Source organism: Sphingomonas sp. NPDC019816 (assembly GCF_050274375.1).
Lineage (GTDB): Bacteria > Pseudomonadota > Alphaproteobacteria > Sphingomonadales > Sphingomonadaceae > Sphingomonas.
This window is the reverse complement of the sequence record NZ_JBNNOB010000085.1, coordinates 1-15,975: the sequence shown is the minus strand read 5'-3', so window position 1 is coordinate 15,975 and position 15,975 is coordinate 1. Positions and strand designations below refer to the sequence as shown.

Here is a 15,975-nt window from a genome sequence, read left to right as displayed (position 1 = left end):
GCCGCGAGCAACGTCGCTCGCGGCAAGCCCCTCCCCCATCAAATCCCCACCCCGTCGCAGCAGGTAAACATCCATGATCCACCCATGGACCCGCCGCAGCTCCGCGCGGCGCGCGACGATCCGCTCGGCGACATCCGCCAGCCGCCCGGCCTCGATCGCCTGTTGAGCCATCCCCAGATAGGCCCCCCACCAGATCACCACATCCGGCTCGTGCAACGCCGCGAACGCGCACCTGCCATCAAGCATCACCGCGATACTATCCGCCCCCTCAGGCCAGCCGCCCTCGCGCAGGCGCCGCCCGGTCGTCACCATCACCGGTGCGCCGACCGCGTTGAAGGGAATGGCATGGGCCGCACACAGGGCCTGAAGGCTGGTGATCCCCGGCACCACCGTCACCCGTTCCACTGACGCCAAGCGCCGCGCGATACGGATCGTGCTGTCGTACAGCGACGGATCGCCCCAGACGAGCAAAGCCACGCGCCCGCCTTGCGGCAGATGCGCCGTAATCTCCGCCGCCCAGCGTTCGGCGATCGCATCGTGCCAATGCTCGACCGTGTCGAGATAGGCTCCCTCAGTCGCCCGCACCGGCAGGTCGAACTCGACCACCCGTACGCTCGTCCCCGCCAACACCTGCGCACAGACGTCGCGGCGCAGGTCGATCAGCTCGGCCTTGTCACCTTTCCGCGGCAACAGAATCAGGTCGGCGGCGCGCATCGCGGTCTCCGCCGCACGGGTCAGGTGATCGGGATTGCCCGTGCCGATGCCGATCAGGTCGAGATGAATCACAAATCCTCCATCAGCGGGCCATAGAGGATCAGCGCCGCCTTGTCCGACACGCCCTCGGCCAGTCGCACGGCCAGCTCGCCCACGCTGGCGCGGGTCAGGCGCTGATCGGGGCAGCCGACATGCTCGGCCATCAATGCGGGCGTCTCGGGCGACAGGCCGTGGGCGATCAGCGCGTCGGCCAACGCGGGGAAGGTTCGCTTGGGCATGAACACCACCGTCGTCGCGCCCGCATCGGCCAGGGCGCCCATGTTGCGGTCGGCGGGCAGCGCGCCGGTGACGTCATGGCCGGTCACGAACTGCACCCGCCGCGCTTCGTTGCGCCGGGTCAGAGGAATGCCCGCCGCCGCTGCCGCCGCGCTCGCCGCGCTGACGCCGGGGACGATCTCGAAGGGGATACCCGCCGCCTTCAGCGCGACGATTTCTTCCTCCAACCGCCCGAAGATGCCGGGATCGCCCGACTTCAAACGGACAATCCGCTTACCGCGCAGCGCATGATCGACCAGCAGCCGGTCGATCTCACCCTGTTTGGGCGAGGCGCGACCCGCCCGCTTGCCGACGGCGATCAGCTCGGCATCAGGGCGGCAATGGCTCAGCATCGGCCCGGCGGCGAGGTCGTCGAACAACACGACATCGGCCGCGCTCAGACAGCGCACCGCCTTCAGCGTCAGCAGTTCCGGGTCACCCGGTCCCGCACCGACAAGGGATACGAACCCGCTCACCACCAACGCGCCACCAGATGGAAGAAGGTGCCGGTCACATCGCCGCGACGTGATCCGGTTTCGGGAACCGCCTCGCCTTGCGCATCCACGACATGAGCAAGCGCTTCGTCGGGCTGTTCGAGCACGGTCGAGTAATGAAACTCATGCCCGCCCAGCACCGCGCCCTCGGGCATCCCCGCCACCTCGCCGAGCAGCGTCGCGCGGCGATAGCCGAGATGTATCTTGCGCTTGGCATAGCTGGTGACGAGGCCGAGCAGCCCGGCCATACGATGGCTGACGCCCGCCGCATCGATCAGCGCTTCGCCCAACGCCATGTAGCCGCCGCACTCGCCATGGATCGGCTTGGTCGCCGCATGGGTGGCAAGGCCCGCACGGAACGTCTCCGCCGCCGCCAGCCGCCCGGCATGAAGCTCGGGATAGCCGCCGGGCAGCCAGACCAGATCGGCCGAGGCATCGGGTGCCTCGTCGGCCAGCGGCGAGAAGGGCAGGATTTCCGCGCCCGCAGCGCGCCAGCCCTCCAGCATGTGCGGATAGACGAAGGAAAATGCCGCATCCTGCGCCAGCGCGATCCGCTGGGCCGGCGGTGGTGGGAGCGTGCCGGACGTCGACGTGGCGGGCTTGGCATAGGCCGCCGCACGGACCGCCTCCAGATCGACATGCGCCGCCAGGAAAGCCGCATAATCGCCGATCAGCCGGTCGAGTTCGGGATGCTCGACCGCCTGCACCAGCCCCAGATGCCGTTCGGGCAGGATCAGATCGCCGCGTCGGGGCAGCGCACCGAAGACCGGCAGGCCGATCTCTTCGAAGCCGAGCTTCGCCAGCCGCTCGTGACGCGGGCTGGCCACGCGGTTGAGGATCACCCCCGCCACCCGCAATTCGGGGTCGTAGCGCGCGAAGCCCAGCGCGGTCGCCGCCGCCGACTGGGCCTGTCCCGACACGTCGATGACGAGGATCACCGGCCAGCCCATGCGCTTGGCCGTCTCCGCGCTGTTGCCCATGCCGGTCGCACCGGGCTTGGCGACGCCGTCGAACAGGCCCATTGAGCCTTCCGCCAGCACGAGGTCGGCATCCGCCCCGCGCAGCCCTAAGCTGTCGAGCAGCGGGGCCGGCATCGCCCAGCCGTCGAGGTTGAACGACGCGCGCCCGCACGCCGCGCGGTGGAAGGCGGGGTCGATATAGTCGGGGCCACTCTTGAATGGCTGCACCCCAAGCCCCGCATCGCGGAACGCACGCAACAGGCCCAGCATCACCGTCGTCTTGCCGGTGCCCGAGGCGGGCGCGGCGATCATCAATCCCGGCGTCATGTCAGGCTGTTCCCCGGACGGTAGCGGCGGTCATAGCCCTCGGCATATAACCGGCTCTCGGCGAAATCGCTTGGGGCGAGGACGCGGCCGACCAGGATCAGCGCGGTCCGTTCGGGGCCATCGGCGGCGGCATCCTCGATGGTCGACAGCGTCGCGCGCACGATCCGCTGCTCGGGCCAACTCGCGCGCCAGACGATCGCGACGGGGCAGTCCGCGCCGTAATGCGGAGTCAGGTCGGCGACCACCTTGGCCAGATTGTGAATCGACAGATGGATGGCCAGCGTCGCCCCGGTCGCGGCGAAAGCCGACAGCGACTCGCCCTCCGGCATGGCGCTGGCACGGCCGGGGGTGCGGGTCAGGATCACCGACTGGGCGACGCCGGGCAGGGTCAGCTCGGTCTCCAGCACCGCCGCCGCCGCCGCGAAGGACGGCACGCCGGGCGTCACCGAGACGGGGATGCCGAGGTCACGCAAACGCCGCACCTGCTCGCCCATCGCCGACCAGACCGACAGGTCGCCCGAATGGAGCCGGGCGACATCCTGCCCCCTGGCATGGGCATCGGCGATCTCGGCCATGATCTCGTCGAGCGTCATCGGCGCGGTGTTGACGATCTTCGCGTCCGGCGGGCAATGCGCCAGTACGGCCTCGGGCACCAGCGAACCGGCATAAAGACAGACGGGACATGCAGCGATCAGGTCGCGGCCACGCAGGGTCAGCAGATCGGGGGCACCGGGTCCGGCGCCGATGAAGTGAACGGTCATCTCATTGTCCCTGGGCGATGGCGCAGGTCGCCATGCGGTCGGAGGAAATCACGCGCGCCACGATGATCCGCGCAGCCTTTCCGGCGGCGGCGAGCGCCACGGCTTCGGCGACGCTGCCAACCCCGCGTGCGTCCATGCTGACGGTGGAATGGGTCGGCGTGTCGATACTTGCAAGCGCATCGGCGGCGATGGCGTGAACGACAAGCCCCTCCGCCTCGGCGAAGGGGGCGATGGCGTCAGCGCGGTCGGCGGGTACGGCCAGTCCATCGGCGCGCGCGCCGGTTCGCGCCAACGCGCTGCGAAAGGACTCCACCGTCGCGCCCGCACGGCATCCGAAGCCGGCGATCACCATGCGACCCGCCATTGCACGATGGGATAGCTCGCCTTCCACCCGCGCCTAGTGCCCAGCGGCTTCGCCTGGGCCAGTTCGATACGCAGCAGTTCGCCGCCATACCGGGCATGGCATTGCGCCAGTAACGCCTCGGTCTCCAACGTCACGGCATGGGCGACCAGCCGGCAAGGCGATAGCGCGCGCAACGCCTCGACCAGCTGGGGCGACAGGCCGCCGCCGACGAATACGGCATCCGGCCGGGGCCGTTCGGCAAGCTGGGCGACGGCGTCCCCCTCGACCAGTTCGAGCCGCGCGATGCCCAGCCGTGCGGCATTGTCGGCGGCACGGGCGAGCCGCGACGCATCGCGCTCGAACCCCACCGCACGAGTGGTCGGGTCGCTCAACAGCCATTCGATCGCCACCGATCCCGACCCCGCCCCGATGTCCCACAGCAGTTCGCCAGGACGCGGGGCCAGCGCGGAGAGCGCCAGCGTGCGGACGGGGCGCTTGGTGATCTGGCCGTCATGCGCGAACCAGTCGTCGTCCAGCCCGCTGGCGCATGGCAGGGTGCGGCCCGCCCCGGCGGGCGCGATCGCCACCGCCACCGGATGGGCGATGTCGGTCCAGTCGAGCGCCGCCGCCGTACAGTCCCGCACCCGCTCACGCGGGCCGCCCAGCGCCTCCAGCACCGTCATGGCGCTGTCGCCGAAGCCCTGCTCGGCCAGCCAGGCGGCCAGCTCCGTCACCGAGGCGCCGTCGCGCATCAGCGCCAATATCCGTCGGCCGGGCGCCAAATGGGGGCGCAGCGTCTCGACCGGGCGGGCATGGAGCCCGACGCTGTGGATCGTCTCGACCGGCCAGCCGAGCCGCGCGGCCGCCAGCGACAGGGTCGACGGTGCCGGATGGACGACCCACTCCCCCGGTTCCAGGTGGCGCGTGACGACCGACCCCGCCCCGAACCAGAAGGGATCGCCCGACGCGAGCATCACCACCCGCTCGCCCCGCCGTTCGAGCAGCATGGGTACGCCATCGGCGAAGGGCACCGGCCAGACGATCCGTGTCCCGCGCCCCGTCTTGGGCAGCAGCGACAGGTGACGCGGTGCCCCCATCACGCTATCGGCCGCTTCGATCGCGGCGCGCGCGGGGGCGGTCAGGCCGTCCCAGCCATCCTCGCCGATCCCGACGATCGTCAGCCACGGCCCGGAGTCAGCCATGCGCCATATCCTTCTGCTCGGCGGCACGACCGAAGCGAGCGCCCTGGCCACCGCGCTGGCCGCGCGGGGCGAACGCGCGACGCTGAGCTATGCGGGCCGCACCGAACACCCGCGCGCGCAGGCGATCCCGATCCGTGTCGGCGGGTTCGGTGGTGTCGAGGGGCTCGCGGACTATATCACGCGCGAGGGTGCGACCCATCTGGTTGACGCGACCCACCCCTTCGCCGCGCAGATAAGCGCCAATGCGATCGCTGCGGCGGAGCGCGCAAGCGTGCCATTGCTTGCGCTGACCCGGCCCGAATGGGTGGACTGCCCCGGTGATCGCTGGACGCGCGTGGCCGATACCGAACAGGCGGTCGACGCGCTTGGGCCCGATCCGACGCGGGTCTTCCTGGCTCTCGGGCGTCAGACCATCGGCGATTTCGCCAGCGCGCCGCAGCATTTCTACCTGCTGCGCTTCGTCGACGCCGCCGCGCCGCCCGCTTTGCCGCGCCACCATCTGGTGGTGGATCGCGGTCCCTTCACGCTGGGGGGCGAACTGGCCCTGATGAGCGAGCACCGGATCGACGTGATCGTCGCCAAGAATGCAGGCGGCTCCGGCGCGCGGGCCAAACTCGACGCGGCGCGCGAACTGGGGCTGCCGGTCGTGATGATTGACCGCCCCTTCATCCCGCCCCGCCCGCAGGTGAGCAGCGTCGCGGCCGTGCTGGGCTGGCTGGATCACGGCGTCGTCCGGGGGGTGTAGAGGATCGGCTGGCCCGCATGCGGGATCATCCGCGTGCGGCTCGACCCGATGATGACGACGGTGCGCATATCGGCCATCTCGCCGCGTGCCTCCGGCAAGGACACGATGCGCAGATGCTCCTCGGGTGTCGAGACGGCGCGGGCGAACAGCACCGGGCGGTCGTCGCCGCAGGCCTCGCACAGCAGCGCAAAGGCCGCGTCCAGCGCATTGGGCCGCGCCTTCGACCGGGGATTGTAAAGCGCGATGGCGAAGTCCGCCTCCGCCGCCAGCTGCAACCGCCGCTCGATCAGCGCCTGGGGCTTGAGGTTATCCGACAGGTTGATAGCACAGAAATCATGGCCCAGCGGCGCCCCCACCCGTGCGCTCGCCGCCAGCATCGCGGTGATGCCGGGCAGGACGCGGATGTCGAGATCATGCCAGCGCTCGGCGTCTTCCTCCACCCGCTCGAAGATCGCCGCCGCCATCGCGAACACCCCCGGATCGCCCGAGGACACCACGACGACGCGCTGCCCGGCTTCGGCCATCTCCAGCGCATGAAGCGCGCGGTCGCGCTCGACCCGGTTGTCGCTGGCATGGCGGGTCAGGCCGGGCCGCTCGGGCACGCGCGCGACGTACGGGATATAGCCGACCACATCGGTCGCTTGCGCCAGCGCCGCCGACACCTCGGGCGTCACCATCGCCTCCGCGCCCGGCCCCAGGCCGACGACGATCAGCCAGCCACTCACGGCCGCCGCCCCTGTCCGTGGATCAGCGCGATCGAGAAATAGGGGGCAGGCGCGTCCTCGACTTGCGCCAGCGGGCGAACCCGCTCGGCACTTTGCGCGGCGTGTTCGACCAGCCACGCTTGCCCTTCCCGCCCCGCCGCCGCGATGGCGCGGCGCAGTTTGGGCAGATGGCGGCCGATCTTCATGACGACCAAGGCGTCGGTCTCGGCGATGCGGCGGGTCAGCTCCGCCTCGGGCAGGGTCGCCATCGCGACGGTCAGCACATCGTCGCCCCAGGTGATCGGCGCGCCGCTGGCGGTCCAGGCGCCTGACATGCCGGTGATGCCGGGCACGACCGCGACCGGCGCATGGTCCTTCAACCGGCTGTGCAGGTGCATGAACGAGCCGTAGAAAAACGGATCGCCCTCGCACAGCACGACGACATCCTCGCCGCCCTGCACCAGCGACAGGATATGCGCGGTGCACTGCGCGTAGAAGGCCGACAGGCACTCATTATAGCGCGGGTCCGTGAACAGAATCTCGGTCGTGACCGGATAGTCCATCGGATATTCGATCACGTCGCCTCGCAGCATGCCCTCGACGATGGTACGCGCATGGCCGCGCCGTCCGGCCTTGCGAAAATAGGCGACATGCCGCGCACCGCGCACGAGGCGGTCGGCACGGACGCTCATCAGGTCCGCCGCGCCCGGCCCCAGGCCGACGCCGTGAACGGTCCCCGTCATTCGGCGCGGCTCGCCAGTGCGTTGATCGCGGCGACGGTGATCGCGCTGCCGCCGGGACGGCCCTTCACGATGGCGCACGGTACGGGCTGGGCCTCCCACAGCGCGTCCTTCGACTCCATCGCGCCGACAAAGCCGACCGGACAGCCGATGATCGCCGCCGGGCGCGGGCATGTCGGATCTTCCAGCATGGTCAGCAAGTGGAACAGCGCGGTCGGCGCATTGCCGATCGCGACCAGCGCGCCCGCCAGATGCGGCCGCCACAGCTCCAGCGCGGCGGCGGAGCGGGTCGTGCCCATCTCTTTCGCCAGCGCAGGCACCGAGGGATCTCGCAAGGTGCAGACAACCGGATTGTCGGCGGGCAGGCGCGCGCGCGTGACGCCTTCGCTGACCATATGCGCGTCGCACAGGATCGCCGCGCCGTTCGCCAGCGCCTGCCGCCCCGCCAGCGCGAAGCAGGCCGAGAAATGGATCGACGGCGCCAGCTCGACCAGCCCGGCGGCGTGGATCATGCGCACCGCGACCGGCTCTTCCTCGGCGTCGAAGCGCGCGAGGTCCGCCTCGGCGCGGATGATGGCGAAGGACTGGCGATAAATCGCCGCGCCATCGGTTTCATAAACGTACGACATCAACAGGCTCCGAGAAGCGCGACCGCCCGCTCGGGCGTCAATCCGGTATGAAGGGGCGTGGCCCCGGCGCGGGCGTTGCGGGCCAGATCGAAAGCCCCCGCCCGCCCGGTCAACAACCAGTCCGCCGCCCGTGCCCGTGCGCAGCCCTTCGCGCAACCCGATATGTGCAGGCTGCCGTTCGTCAGGGGCGCGAGCCGCGCGGCGAGACTGCGGGTTTCGACGCTCGCCTGCGGACAGGCGGGTGCGCCGACGCAGGCATCGACATGGAGAATGGCGCTGTCGGCAAGCAGCATTCCGGGGGCTGGTGCCGGGGCGATGCCTTCCGCGATCAGGAGCCGCCAAGGGGTAAGCCGAATGGCGCAGTCGTGGGTGCGAATGAAGGTCACCAGCGATGTGGCGTCGATCCGGCCGAAGGGCAGGCCATAGACGGCACCCATAGGATGCGCGCCGGGCTGCATCGCTTTACCAGATGCGGGTACGGCGTCACCTTCGGCCCAATCCGGCAAAGCGGTCTTGTGCCGCGCCATCCGCCTCGCAGAGCGGCCATCACTATCGGCGAACCAGTGCGCCAACCGGATCAGGGCATCGACGGCGTTCGAGCGGGTGACGGTCATGCCACTCGCCCTCCCATCGGCGCGCAAGAGCAACTCGCCCGTCGTGCTCCGTTCGATCCGAAAATCACCCGGCGCGTGCGTCAGCATCGGCGTGCGCCCGGCGTCGACCACGAAGCCGACCTTGCCCGGCAGCTCGGGCAGTTCAGTCAAACGCGCGCGCAATTCGCTGGCGATGGCATGAGTGTCATCCCCTTCACGCCAGTCGGGGTTGAGCAGGATCGCCCCGCGCCCCTCCCGCACCGGATCGGGATCGACCAGCTCCAGTGCCTGCAGTTCCTCAATCAGCGCGGGCCAGCCCGCCTCGGTGACGCCGCGCAGCTGCAAGTTGGCGCGGTTCGTCAGGTCGATCTGGCCATTGCCATGGGCGTTCGCCGCCTCGCACAGCCCCTCGACCTGCCCCGCCGTCAACCGACCCAGCGGCGGACGCACGCGGACCAACAGGCCATCGCCCGCCATCATCGGCCGGAACGCATCGGGGCACCAGCCCTTGACGACGAACCCGCTCATGCCGCGCCGTCCAGCATCGCCAGCACCGAGTTGCGCCGCGTCCGCCACAGCCCCGCAGCGTGCAGCGCCGCGAACCGCGCCTCCATCGCCGCCAGCGCCGCCGGGTTCGCCTGCGCCATGAAGTCGCGCACCTCGTCGCGCGCCAGCGTCGCATCCCAATAGAGGTCGACCAACGAGGCGGGCACCACGTCCGCCAGATGCGCGAAGCTGCCCAGATGGTCGAGCGTCGCGGCGATCTCAGCCGCGCCCCGGAAGCCATGCGCCATCATGCCCGCCACCCAGCGCGGATTGGCGGCGCGGGCATGGACGGTGCGGGCGATCTCCTCGGCCAACATCCGGGCCTTCGGGCTGGCCGGATCACGCGTGTCGAGATGATAGAGCGACGCCCCCCCCTCGCCCAGCGCCGCCCGCGCCGCCGCGAAGCCCGCCTGATGCGCGGCATAGTCGGCGGCGAGCAGTAGATCGCTTTCGGGCAGGTCATGGACATGGACGAAGGCCTGCGCCCCCGCCACCCGCGCCGCGATTCCCTCGGCATCGCGCCGGTCCCCATCATCGAGCGCCGTCGCCGAGGCGGCGAGCCAGTTGCGCCCCGCCTCGATGCGCGCGGCTTCGTCATAGCCTGCTTCCGTGTCCAGTCCGATGCCGTAGCGGCCCGGCGCCGGACCATAGACGCGGGGCGTCGCCTGCCCCTTGAACGGATTCCAGTCCGCCTCTTCGTCGCGAGCGGCCAGCGCGCGCACCGCCTGCCCGAACAGCGCGACCAGATGCGGAAAGGCGTCGCGGAACAGCCCTGACACACGCAGCGTCACATCGACGCGCGGCCGGTCGAAGCGCATCAGCGGCATCACCTCGAACCCCGTCACCCGTTCCGAACGCTGGTCCCAGACCGGCTCGACCCCGATCAGATGCAGCGCCATGGCGAATTCCTCGCCCGCCGTCCGCATCGTCGCCGATCCCCAGAGATCGACGATCAGCGTGCGGAGGTGATCGCCCTCCTCCTGCATATGGCGGCGGATCAGTTCCTCGGCGAGCTTGACGCCTTGCGCTTGCGCAGCCCGGCTCGGCACCGCGCGCGGGTCGATGGCGTAGAGGTTGCGTCCCGTGGGCAGGACATCGGCACGGCCGCGATAGGGCGAACCCGAAGGCCCCGCCGGGACGCGCTTGCCGTCCAGCCCGGCGAGCAGTCCGGCGCGTTCCGCCGCGCCCTGCTCACCGCGCCCGAAGACGTGCAGCCCCTCGCCGAACTGGCTGTCCTTCACGTCGCAGACGAAGGCGTCGATCCGCGCGAGCGGATCCTCCGCCCCCGCCAGCCCCAAGGTCTCGCCCAAACCAACGCTATCCGCCTCTTCCGCGATCAGGCCACGCAGCCGATCACGGCGCGCGGGATCGAGCCCATCGGCATTGGCATATTCGTCGAGCAGCGCCTCCAGCCGCCCCAGCCCCGCTCCCGTCTCCGCCTGGACCAACGCCGGGGGGACATGCCCGATCGTCACCGCGCCCAGCCGCCGCTTGGCCTGCGCCGCCTCCCCCGGATCGTTGACGATGAAGGGATAGAGGACTGGCCAGTCACGGGTCAGCGCCTCGGGCCAACAGGCATCGGACAGCGCGACCGCCTTGCCGGGCAACCACTCCAGCGTGCCATGCGCGCCGACATGGACCAGCGCGTCGACCCCCTGCGCCCGGAGCCACAGATAGAAGGCGACATAGGAATGGCGGGGGCAGCGCGAGAGGTCGTGATAATCGTCGGCGCGTGCGTCACGCCGTCCACGCTCGGGCTGGAGCGCGACGATGGCCTTGCCCTGCATGAGGGCGGGGAAATGGAACTGGTCGCCCTCGACCAGCGGGTCGTCCTCGACCGCGCCCCAGCTTTCGATGAGGTCGGCGCGCAGGGGTTCGGGCAGGGTGGCGAGCGCATCGCGATAGGCGGCGACCGGCCATACGATGCGGTTGCCGATCAGCGCGGCGGGCAGGTCCGCGTGCGGGGCAGTATCGTACCCGGCGGCGTGGAGGTCGTCGAGAATGGCCTGCGCCGAGGCAAAACCGTCCAGCCCGACCGCATGCGCCGCCTGCCAGTCCTTGCCCGGATAGGTCGAGAGCAGTATCGCCAGCCGCCGCTCCGCCACCGGGGTCGCGGCGAGCTTCGTCCAGCCCGCTACCTTGTCCGCCACCGCAGCAATGCGCGCGGGCTCGGCACGGTGGAGGCGCAGGGCGACATCGAAGTCAGGGTTGCGCTCGCCGGGCTGCTTGAAGCTGACTACGCCCGCGAACAGCCGTCCGTCGATCTCGGGCAGGACGACGTGCATGGCGAGGTCGGCGGGCGACAGGCCGCGCGCCGAACCCGCCCAGCCTTCGCGGTCGCTGGTGGCGAGCGCGACCTGGAACACCGGCACGCCCGCGCCGTCGAGCGGGGTGGTGTCGTCCTCACCGCGCGCGGAGAAGGCGGTGGCGTTGATGATTGCGGCGGGGGTCAGGGCCTGGACCCAGCGCGCGATCCATGGGCCTGCGCCCTCGGCTTTGAGCGAAGGGACGAACAGGGCGATGGGGTCGAAGCCGCGTTCGGCCAGCGCGGTGTGGAGGGCGGCGATAGGCTCGAGGTCGGCGGCGGCGAGATAGGCTCGGTAGAAGACAATGAGGGCGCGGGGGCGGGTTGCCGTGAGCATCGTCGCGGCGGGGCAGGACAAGGCATTCGGATGCCAGCCTCCGACCGAAGCTATGTGTGGCGAGCGCCCTCCCCCATCCCCTCCCGCCTGCGGGAGGGGCGTGCTTGTGGTGAGCGTTCGGCTAGAAAGCCCCTCTCCCGGCAGGGGGAGGGGTTGGGGAGGGGCAAGAGCCACGGGCGATACGGCTGCCAACGCGCCCAACGCCACCGCCGCCGCATCCGCCCCGCCCGCATCGCACAGCGCCGTCAACCGCCGCACCACGTCATCGCCAACCGTCGACGCCGCCGCCAGCCGCCGATCCTCACGCCCGTCCGCCGCCAGCACCGCCAGCGCGATGTCCCGCTCGCGCGCCAGCCGCTCGACCTCGCGCAGGCCATAGTCCCAGTACGCCGCCCCGCCGATCAGCCGGATCAGGATCGCCTTCGCATGAACCAGCGTCTGCTCGACATAGGTGTCGACCGACAGCGGATGGACCAAGGCCGCCAAATTGGCGAGCCGCAGCGACCAGGGGAATTCCCCCGCCCGCCAGCCCGCCGCAAAGGCGCTGAGGTCGCTGTCGGAGAAGGACAGCACGACCACGTCACCGGGGCGCTGCCCCAGATCCTGTGGAACGGCCTGTTCCTCCAGCCCATGGCTCTCGCGAAAGACGAGATGCATGGCGCTCAGCCCTTCAGCACGGCCTCGATCGCAGCACGGTCGATCCGGTCATGCTCGGCGATGACGACCAACTGCGTGCCGCGCGGTTCGCCCGCACCCCAGGGGCGGTCATAGTTCGTGCGCACCCGGCGGCCGACCGCCTGCACCAGCAACCGCATCGGCTTGCCCGCGACCGCCGCGTAACCCTTCACGCGCAGGATATCCTGCTGCTCGGCGAGCGTGACGATGCGCTGCGCGATCGCCTCGGGGCTTTCCACCTCGCCCAGCATCACCGAGATGCTGTCGAAATCGTCATGCTCGTGATCGTCCGCGCCGTCATGATGCGAGGGGCGCGCGGCGATGTCGTCCTCGGCGGCGGCTTCGAGGCCCAGCACGATCTCGGCGGAAACGATGCCGTCGACCGCCTCGACCATCGGCAGCGGGCGCGGGGCCTCGGCGGCGATGATTTCGCGCGCCTTGACGACGCCGTCCGGTCCGGCCAGGTCCGCCTTGGTCAGCAGGACGATGTCGGCACAGGCCAGCTGGTCCTCGAACACCTCGGACAGCGGGGTTTCATGGTCGAGGCTCGGGTCGGCGGCGCGTTGCGCCTCGACCGCGTCCAGGTCGGGGGCGAAGCGGCCCGCCGCGACGGCCTCCGCATCGGCCAGCGCCACGACGCCGTCGACGGTGATTCGTGAACGGATCGCGGGCCAGTCGAACGCCTTCAGCAGCGGCTTGGGCAGCGCCAACCCCGACGTCTCGATCAGGATGTGATCGGGACGCGGCTCCATCGCCAGCAGCTTCTCGACCGTGGGAATGAAGTCGTCGGCGACGGTGCAGCAGATGCAGCCATTGGCCAGCTCGACGATATTCTCCGCCGGGCAGTCGGGGATGGCGCAAGCCTGCAGGATGCCGCCATCGACGCCCAAAGTGCCGAACTCATTGACGACCACCGCCAGGCGACGGCCACCCGCATTGCGGATCAGATGGCTGATGAGCGTGGTTTTCCCCGCACCCAGAAAGCCGGTGACGATAGTGACGGGGACCTTGGACAGGTCACGCATGGCAATTCTCCGACGCGCCGGACGAGCGAGCGCGGACGCGGGGACCTGTCGCCGGAGCGGTGACGAACGGGCGCGCGACATGCGTCCGCCCCGCTAGACCGGCGACCGATGCGGCCCCGGCCGCATGGCTTCGTCGCTCCCCGACGGAGAACCGTGCCCCGACCACCCCCTGGGTCCAGGCAAGAGCGACCATGACGCCGGTAGGTCTCCTGGCTCGCGGGTCGAAGCGAGGGGATGCGCCTTCCCGGACTAATCCAGTGGCCGTGCCTCCAACAGCACCAGCATCGCTCGCTCACCGCTTACAGTTGCAGGGACAGCCGGGGATTTGCACCCCATTCCCGTTAAAGCCCTTGCGGGCACCGGCGCGATCTTCGGGACGTTTCCGCCCCGATCAGCGGCATTTATCCCGCCGCGCCGGGCTTGGCAATTCGCGCCTCCATCGCGGCGAACCCGCGCCAGCGATAGAGGAGGAAGCTCGCCCCCCAGCAGACCACGAACAGCCCGACGATCGCGAAGCCCAGCACGTTGAAATGCTCGGCCAGCGCCCCGGCATAGCGGAACGGCCCCGAAGTCCAGCCGAACCGCTCGGCGAGCAAGGCGGCCGCCTGGATGCCGCCGATCACCAGCGCGACCAGCGCGGAGACGAGCGTGATCGTCATATTGTAATAGAGCTTGCGCAGCGGATGAACGAACGCCCACTCGTAAGCGCCCAGCATTACCAGTCCGTCGGCGGTGTCGATCAGCGCCATGCCGACCGCGAACAGGACGGGGAAGACCAGGATCGTCGCCAGCGACACGCCATCGGCGGCATGCGAACCCGACAGACCAAGGATCGCCACCTCGGTCGCGGTGTCGAAGCCCAGCCCGAACAGGAACCCCAGCGGCGCCATGTGCCAGCTCCGCCGGATCAGCCGAAACAGCGGCCGGAACAACCGCGACAGCGGCCCCTGCCCCGAAAACAGCATATCGGCATCCGCCTCCGCCATCGGCTCGCCGCGTGCGACGCGGCGGAAGCGGGTCCAGACATCACGCAGGATGATGAGGTTCATGATCGCGATGGCGAACAGGAAGCTGGCCGAGACGATGGTGGCGATCGTCCCGCCGCTCTGCCCGAACGCCTCGAAGTCGGACAGGGTGCTGGCCGCCAGCGCGACCGTCGTCGCCGCGATCAGCACGATCGCCGAATGGCCGATCGCGAACCACAGGCCGACCGCGATGGGGCGCTGGCCGTCCTGCATCAGCTTGCGGGTGACATTGTCGATGGCGGCGATGTGATCGGCATCGACCGCATGACGCAGGCCCAGGCTATAGGCGAGCAGCGCGGTGCCCAGCATCAGGCTGTTGCCCGCAAAGACGCTGAGCGCCCAGCCCCAGACGGCGATATTGATGACAACCAGTGCCCCCATCAGCAGCGTGATGCGACGCTTCAGCGATGGGCGGGCAGAAACTTCGGACATGGGCGGATTACGCCTTGCACAGCGCCGTTGCGACTAAGGCCGTCCCTCCGCGGTCGCGGCGGTACCCAGCCTCGGGCGGGCGCACGCCAGGCGGGGTTCCGATTCGGGTCGGCCAGATGGCGTCGCTCGCATGATACAATATATCCTAGCCATGACCATCCCCTGGATCGCGGCAAGAGCGACTCGCATCGGCAGGTCTCCTGGCTCGCGGGTCGAAGCGTCGACAATGCGGCCTTCCCGGATCGCTCCAGTGGCTGTTCCCTGTTTCAGGAACCGGCATCACGCGCTCACCGCTTACAGTTGCAGGGACAGCTATGGATTTGCACCATATTCCCGTTTGAAGCCCCGAGGGGCACCGATGCGATAGCCCGGCGGCGTGGCTGAAAGCCTCTGCCGGTCGGCACGGGGATAGTCTGCGTCGGATGGAGGCGCAAACGGCTTTATCCCGGCGCGTGGGGAGCCTAATCGAAGCGCATGGTTTGGAAAGCGATGCGCCAATGGACACCGGCTGCGGCCTGCCTGGTCGCGGCCTGTTCGGGTGGCAATTACCGGCCGGTCAGCGATTTTCCGGTGCGGATCGGCAAGCCCTATACGGTGCGGGGCGTCACCTATGTCCCGGCCGAGGACGCGACCTATGACATGCTGGGCTATGCCAGCTGGTATGGCAGCGAATCGGGCAAGCGCACCGCGAACGGCGAACGCTTCCGCCCCGGCTGGGCGACGGCGGCGCACACCACCCTGCCCCTGCCCAGCTATGTCGAGGTGACGGCGCTGGATACCGGGCGGCGGATCATCGTGCGGGTCAACGATCGCGGCCCGTTCGCGGGATCGTCGCGGATCATCGACCTGTCGCGCGGCGCGGCGGAGCAGCTGGGCCTGCGCGCGGTCGGCAAGGCGGCTGTGCGGGTACGCGTCGTCGAGCCGGACGAAAAGGACCGCGAACGCCTGCGCCATGGCAAGGCGGCGCGGCCCCTGCCACCGGTATCGGATGCGGTGCGGGCGAACCTGCTGTCGCAGATCGCGGCGGCGGGGATGGTAGCGCGATAACGCATTCCTCCCCAAGCTCGCTTGGGGAGGGGGACCGCTCGGCGACAGCCGAGTGGT

The 15,975-nt window shown here is 69.9% G+C and carries 15 protein-coding genes and 2 riboswitches; of the genes, 2 read left to right on the top strand and 13 right to left on the bottom strand.

Annotation, left to right across the window (positions count from 1 at the left end; all coding sequences use genetic code 11):
- The 6 genes from cobF to cbiE form a co-directional block, all read right to left on the bottom strand.
- Positions 1–786, bottom strand: a 786-nt coding sequence (gene cobF, locus ACQKJZ_RS12725) for a precorrin-6A synthase (deacetylating) (RefSeq protein WP_427731412.1), incomplete at its 3' end; no start/stop codon positions are given.
- Positions 783–1,505, bottom strand: a complete 723-nt coding sequence (gene cobA / locus ACQKJZ_RS12720; protein ID WP_427731411.1) for a uroporphyrinogen-III C-methyltransferase — start codon at positions 1,503–1,505, stop codon at positions 783–785. The genes cobF and cobA, both read right to left, overlap by 4 nt.
- Entirely contained in the window at positions 1,502–2,809 is a 1,308-nt protein-coding gene (locus ACQKJZ_RS12715) for a cobyrinate a,c-diamide synthase (protein WP_427731410.1), read from the bottom strand. Before ACQKJZ_RS12715 ends, cobA begins: the two co-directional genes overlap by 4 nt.
- Complete coding sequence (cobM, locus tag ACQKJZ_RS12710) at positions 2,806–3,570, bottom strand: precorrin-4 C(11)-methyltransferase (protein ID WP_427731409.1); 765 nt, start codon at positions 3,568–3,570, stop codon at positions 2,806–2,808. The genes ACQKJZ_RS12715 and cobM overlap by 4 nt, the downstream gene beginning before the upstream one ends.
- A gap of 1 nt (position 3,571) precedes the next feature.
- Positions 3,572–3,922, bottom strand: a complete 351-nt coding sequence (locus ACQKJZ_RS12705; RefSeq protein ID WP_427731408.1) for a cobalamin biosynthesis protein — start codon at positions 3,920–3,922, stop codon at positions 3,572–3,574.
- Positions 3,916–5,115, bottom strand: coding sequence for a precorrin-6y C5,15-methyltransferase (decarboxylating) subunit CbiE (gene cbiE, locus ACQKJZ_RS12700; RefSeq protein ID WP_427731407.1), 1,200 nt, complete (start codon positions 5,113–5,115; stop codon positions 3,916–3,918). The genes ACQKJZ_RS12705 and cbiE overlap by 7 nt, the downstream gene beginning before the upstream one ends.
- Between cbiE and ACQKJZ_RS12695 the strand changes: the two genes are divergently transcribed.
- Positions 5,114–5,860: a cobalt-precorrin-6A reductase gene (locus ACQKJZ_RS12695; protein WP_427731406.1), complete on the top strand. Its 747-nt coding sequence runs from the start codon at positions 5,114–5,116 to the stop codon at positions 5,858–5,860. The genes cbiE and ACQKJZ_RS12695 overlap by 2 nt on opposite strands.
- Here the strand turns inward: ACQKJZ_RS12695 and cobJ are convergent.
- The 7 genes from cobJ to ACQKJZ_RS12660 all read right to left on the bottom strand — a co-directional run bounded on the left by cobJ (position 5,836) and on the right by ACQKJZ_RS12660 (position 14,871).
- Complete coding sequence (cobJ, locus tag ACQKJZ_RS12690; protein ID WP_427731405.1) at positions 5,836–6,585, bottom strand: precorrin-3B C(17)-methyltransferase; 750 nt, start codon at positions 6,583–6,585, stop codon at positions 5,836–5,838. The genes ACQKJZ_RS12695 and cobJ overlap by 25 nt on opposite strands.
- A complete protein-coding gene (gene cobI, locus ACQKJZ_RS12685) occupies positions 6,582–7,307 on the bottom strand; it encodes a precorrin-2 C(20)-methyltransferase (RefSeq protein WP_427731404.1) in 726 nt (241 codons plus the stop codon). The genes cobJ and cobI overlap by 4 nt, the downstream gene beginning before the upstream one ends.
- Positions 7,304–7,933, bottom strand: a complete 630-nt coding sequence (locus ACQKJZ_RS12680; protein WP_427731402.1) for a precorrin-8X methylmutase — start codon at positions 7,931–7,933, stop codon at positions 7,304–7,306. The genes cobI and ACQKJZ_RS12680 overlap by 4 nt, the downstream gene beginning before the upstream one ends.
- Positions 7,933–9,054 (bottom strand): cobalamin biosynthesis protein CobG, encoded by a 1,122-nt coding sequence (locus ACQKJZ_RS12675; protein ID WP_427731401.1) that lies wholly within the window; start codon positions 9,052–9,054, stop codon positions 7,933–7,935. Before ACQKJZ_RS12675 ends, ACQKJZ_RS12680 begins: the two co-directional genes overlap by 1 nt.
- Positions 9,051–12,371, bottom strand: a complete 3,321-nt coding sequence (cobN, locus tag ACQKJZ_RS12670) for a cobaltochelatase subunit CobN (protein WP_427731400.1) — start codon at positions 12,369–12,371, stop codon at positions 9,051–9,053. The genes ACQKJZ_RS12675 and cobN overlap by 4 nt, the downstream gene beginning before the upstream one ends.
- Before the next feature lie 5 nt (positions 12,372–12,376).
- The gene (gene cobW, locus ACQKJZ_RS12665; protein ID WP_427731399.1) at positions 12,377–13,414 is read right to left on the bottom strand and encodes a cobalamin biosynthesis protein CobW; all 1,038 of its coding nucleotides are present in this window, start codon (positions 13,412–13,414) and stop codon (positions 12,377–12,379) included.
- Between the two features lie 182 nt (positions 13,415–13,596).
- A riboswitch (cobalamin riboswitch) is annotated at positions 13,597–13,793 on the bottom strand.
- Between the two features lie 22 nt (positions 13,794–13,815).
- Positions 13,816–14,871 (bottom strand): HoxN/HupN/NixA family nickel/cobalt transporter, encoded by a 1,056-nt coding sequence (locus tag ACQKJZ_RS12660; protein WP_427731398.1) that lies wholly within the window; start codon positions 14,869–14,871, stop codon positions 13,816–13,818.
- 173 nt (positions 14,872–15,044) lie between these two features.
- Positions 15,045–15,246, bottom strand: a riboswitch (cobalamin riboswitch).
- A gap of 114 nt (positions 15,247–15,360) precedes the next feature.
- Between ACQKJZ_RS12660 and ACQKJZ_RS12655 the strand changes: the two genes are divergently transcribed.
- Complete coding sequence (locus ACQKJZ_RS12655; RefSeq protein WP_427731397.1) at positions 15,361–15,918, top strand: septal ring lytic transglycosylase RlpA family protein; 558 nt, start codon at positions 15,361–15,363, stop codon at positions 15,916–15,918.
- Positions 15,919–15,975 lie beyond the last annotated feature (57 nt).

Bases quoted from the DNA above. Each gene is read 5' to 3' on its own strand.
- ACQKJZ_RS12715 (WP_427731410.1), bottom strand. From the start codon at position 2,809: ATGACGCCGGGATTGATGATCGCCGCGCCCGCCTCGGGCACCGGCAAG.
- cobM (WP_427731409.1), bottom strand. From the start codon at position 3,570: ATGACCGTTCACTTCATCGGCGCCGGACCCGGTGCCCCCGATCTGCTG.
- ACQKJZ_RS12705 (WP_427731408.1), bottom strand. From the start codon at position 3,922: ATGGTGATCGCCGGCTTCGGATGCCGTGCGGGCGCGACGGTGGAGTCC.
- ACQKJZ_RS12695 (WP_427731406.1), top strand. From the start codon at position 5,114: ATGCGCCATATCCTTCTGCTCGGCGGCACGACCGAAGCGAGCGCCCTG.
- cbiE (WP_427731407.1), bottom strand. From the start codon at position 5,115: ATGGCTGACTCCGGGCCGTGGCTGACGATCGTCGGGATCGGCGAGGAT.
- cobI (WP_427731404.1), bottom strand. From the start codon at position 7,307: ATGACGGGGACCGTTCACGGCGTCGGCCTGGGGCCGGGCGCGGCGGAC.
- ACQKJZ_RS12680 (WP_427731402.1), bottom strand. From the start codon at position 7,933: ATGTCGTACGTTTATGAAACCGATGGCGCGGCGATTTATCGCCAGTCC.
- ACQKJZ_RS12675 (WP_427731401.1), bottom strand. From the start codon at position 9,054: ATGAGCGGGTTCGTCGTCAAGGGCTGGTGCCCCGATGCGTTCCGGCCG.
- cobN (WP_427731400.1), bottom strand. From the start codon at position 12,371: ATGCATCTCGTCTTTCGCGAGAGCCATGGGCTGGAGGAACAGGCCGTT.
- cobW (WP_427731399.1), bottom strand. From the start codon at position 13,414: ATGCGTGACCTGTCCAAGGTCCCCGTCACTATCGTCACCGGCTTTCTG.
- ACQKJZ_RS12660 (WP_427731398.1), bottom strand. From the start codon at position 14,871: ATGTCCGAAGTTTCTGCCCGCCCATCGCTGAAGCGTCGCATCACGCTG.
- ACQKJZ_RS12655 (WP_427731397.1), top strand. From the start codon at position 15,361: ATGCGCCAATGGACACCGGCTGCGGCCTGCCTGGTCGCGGCCTGTTCG.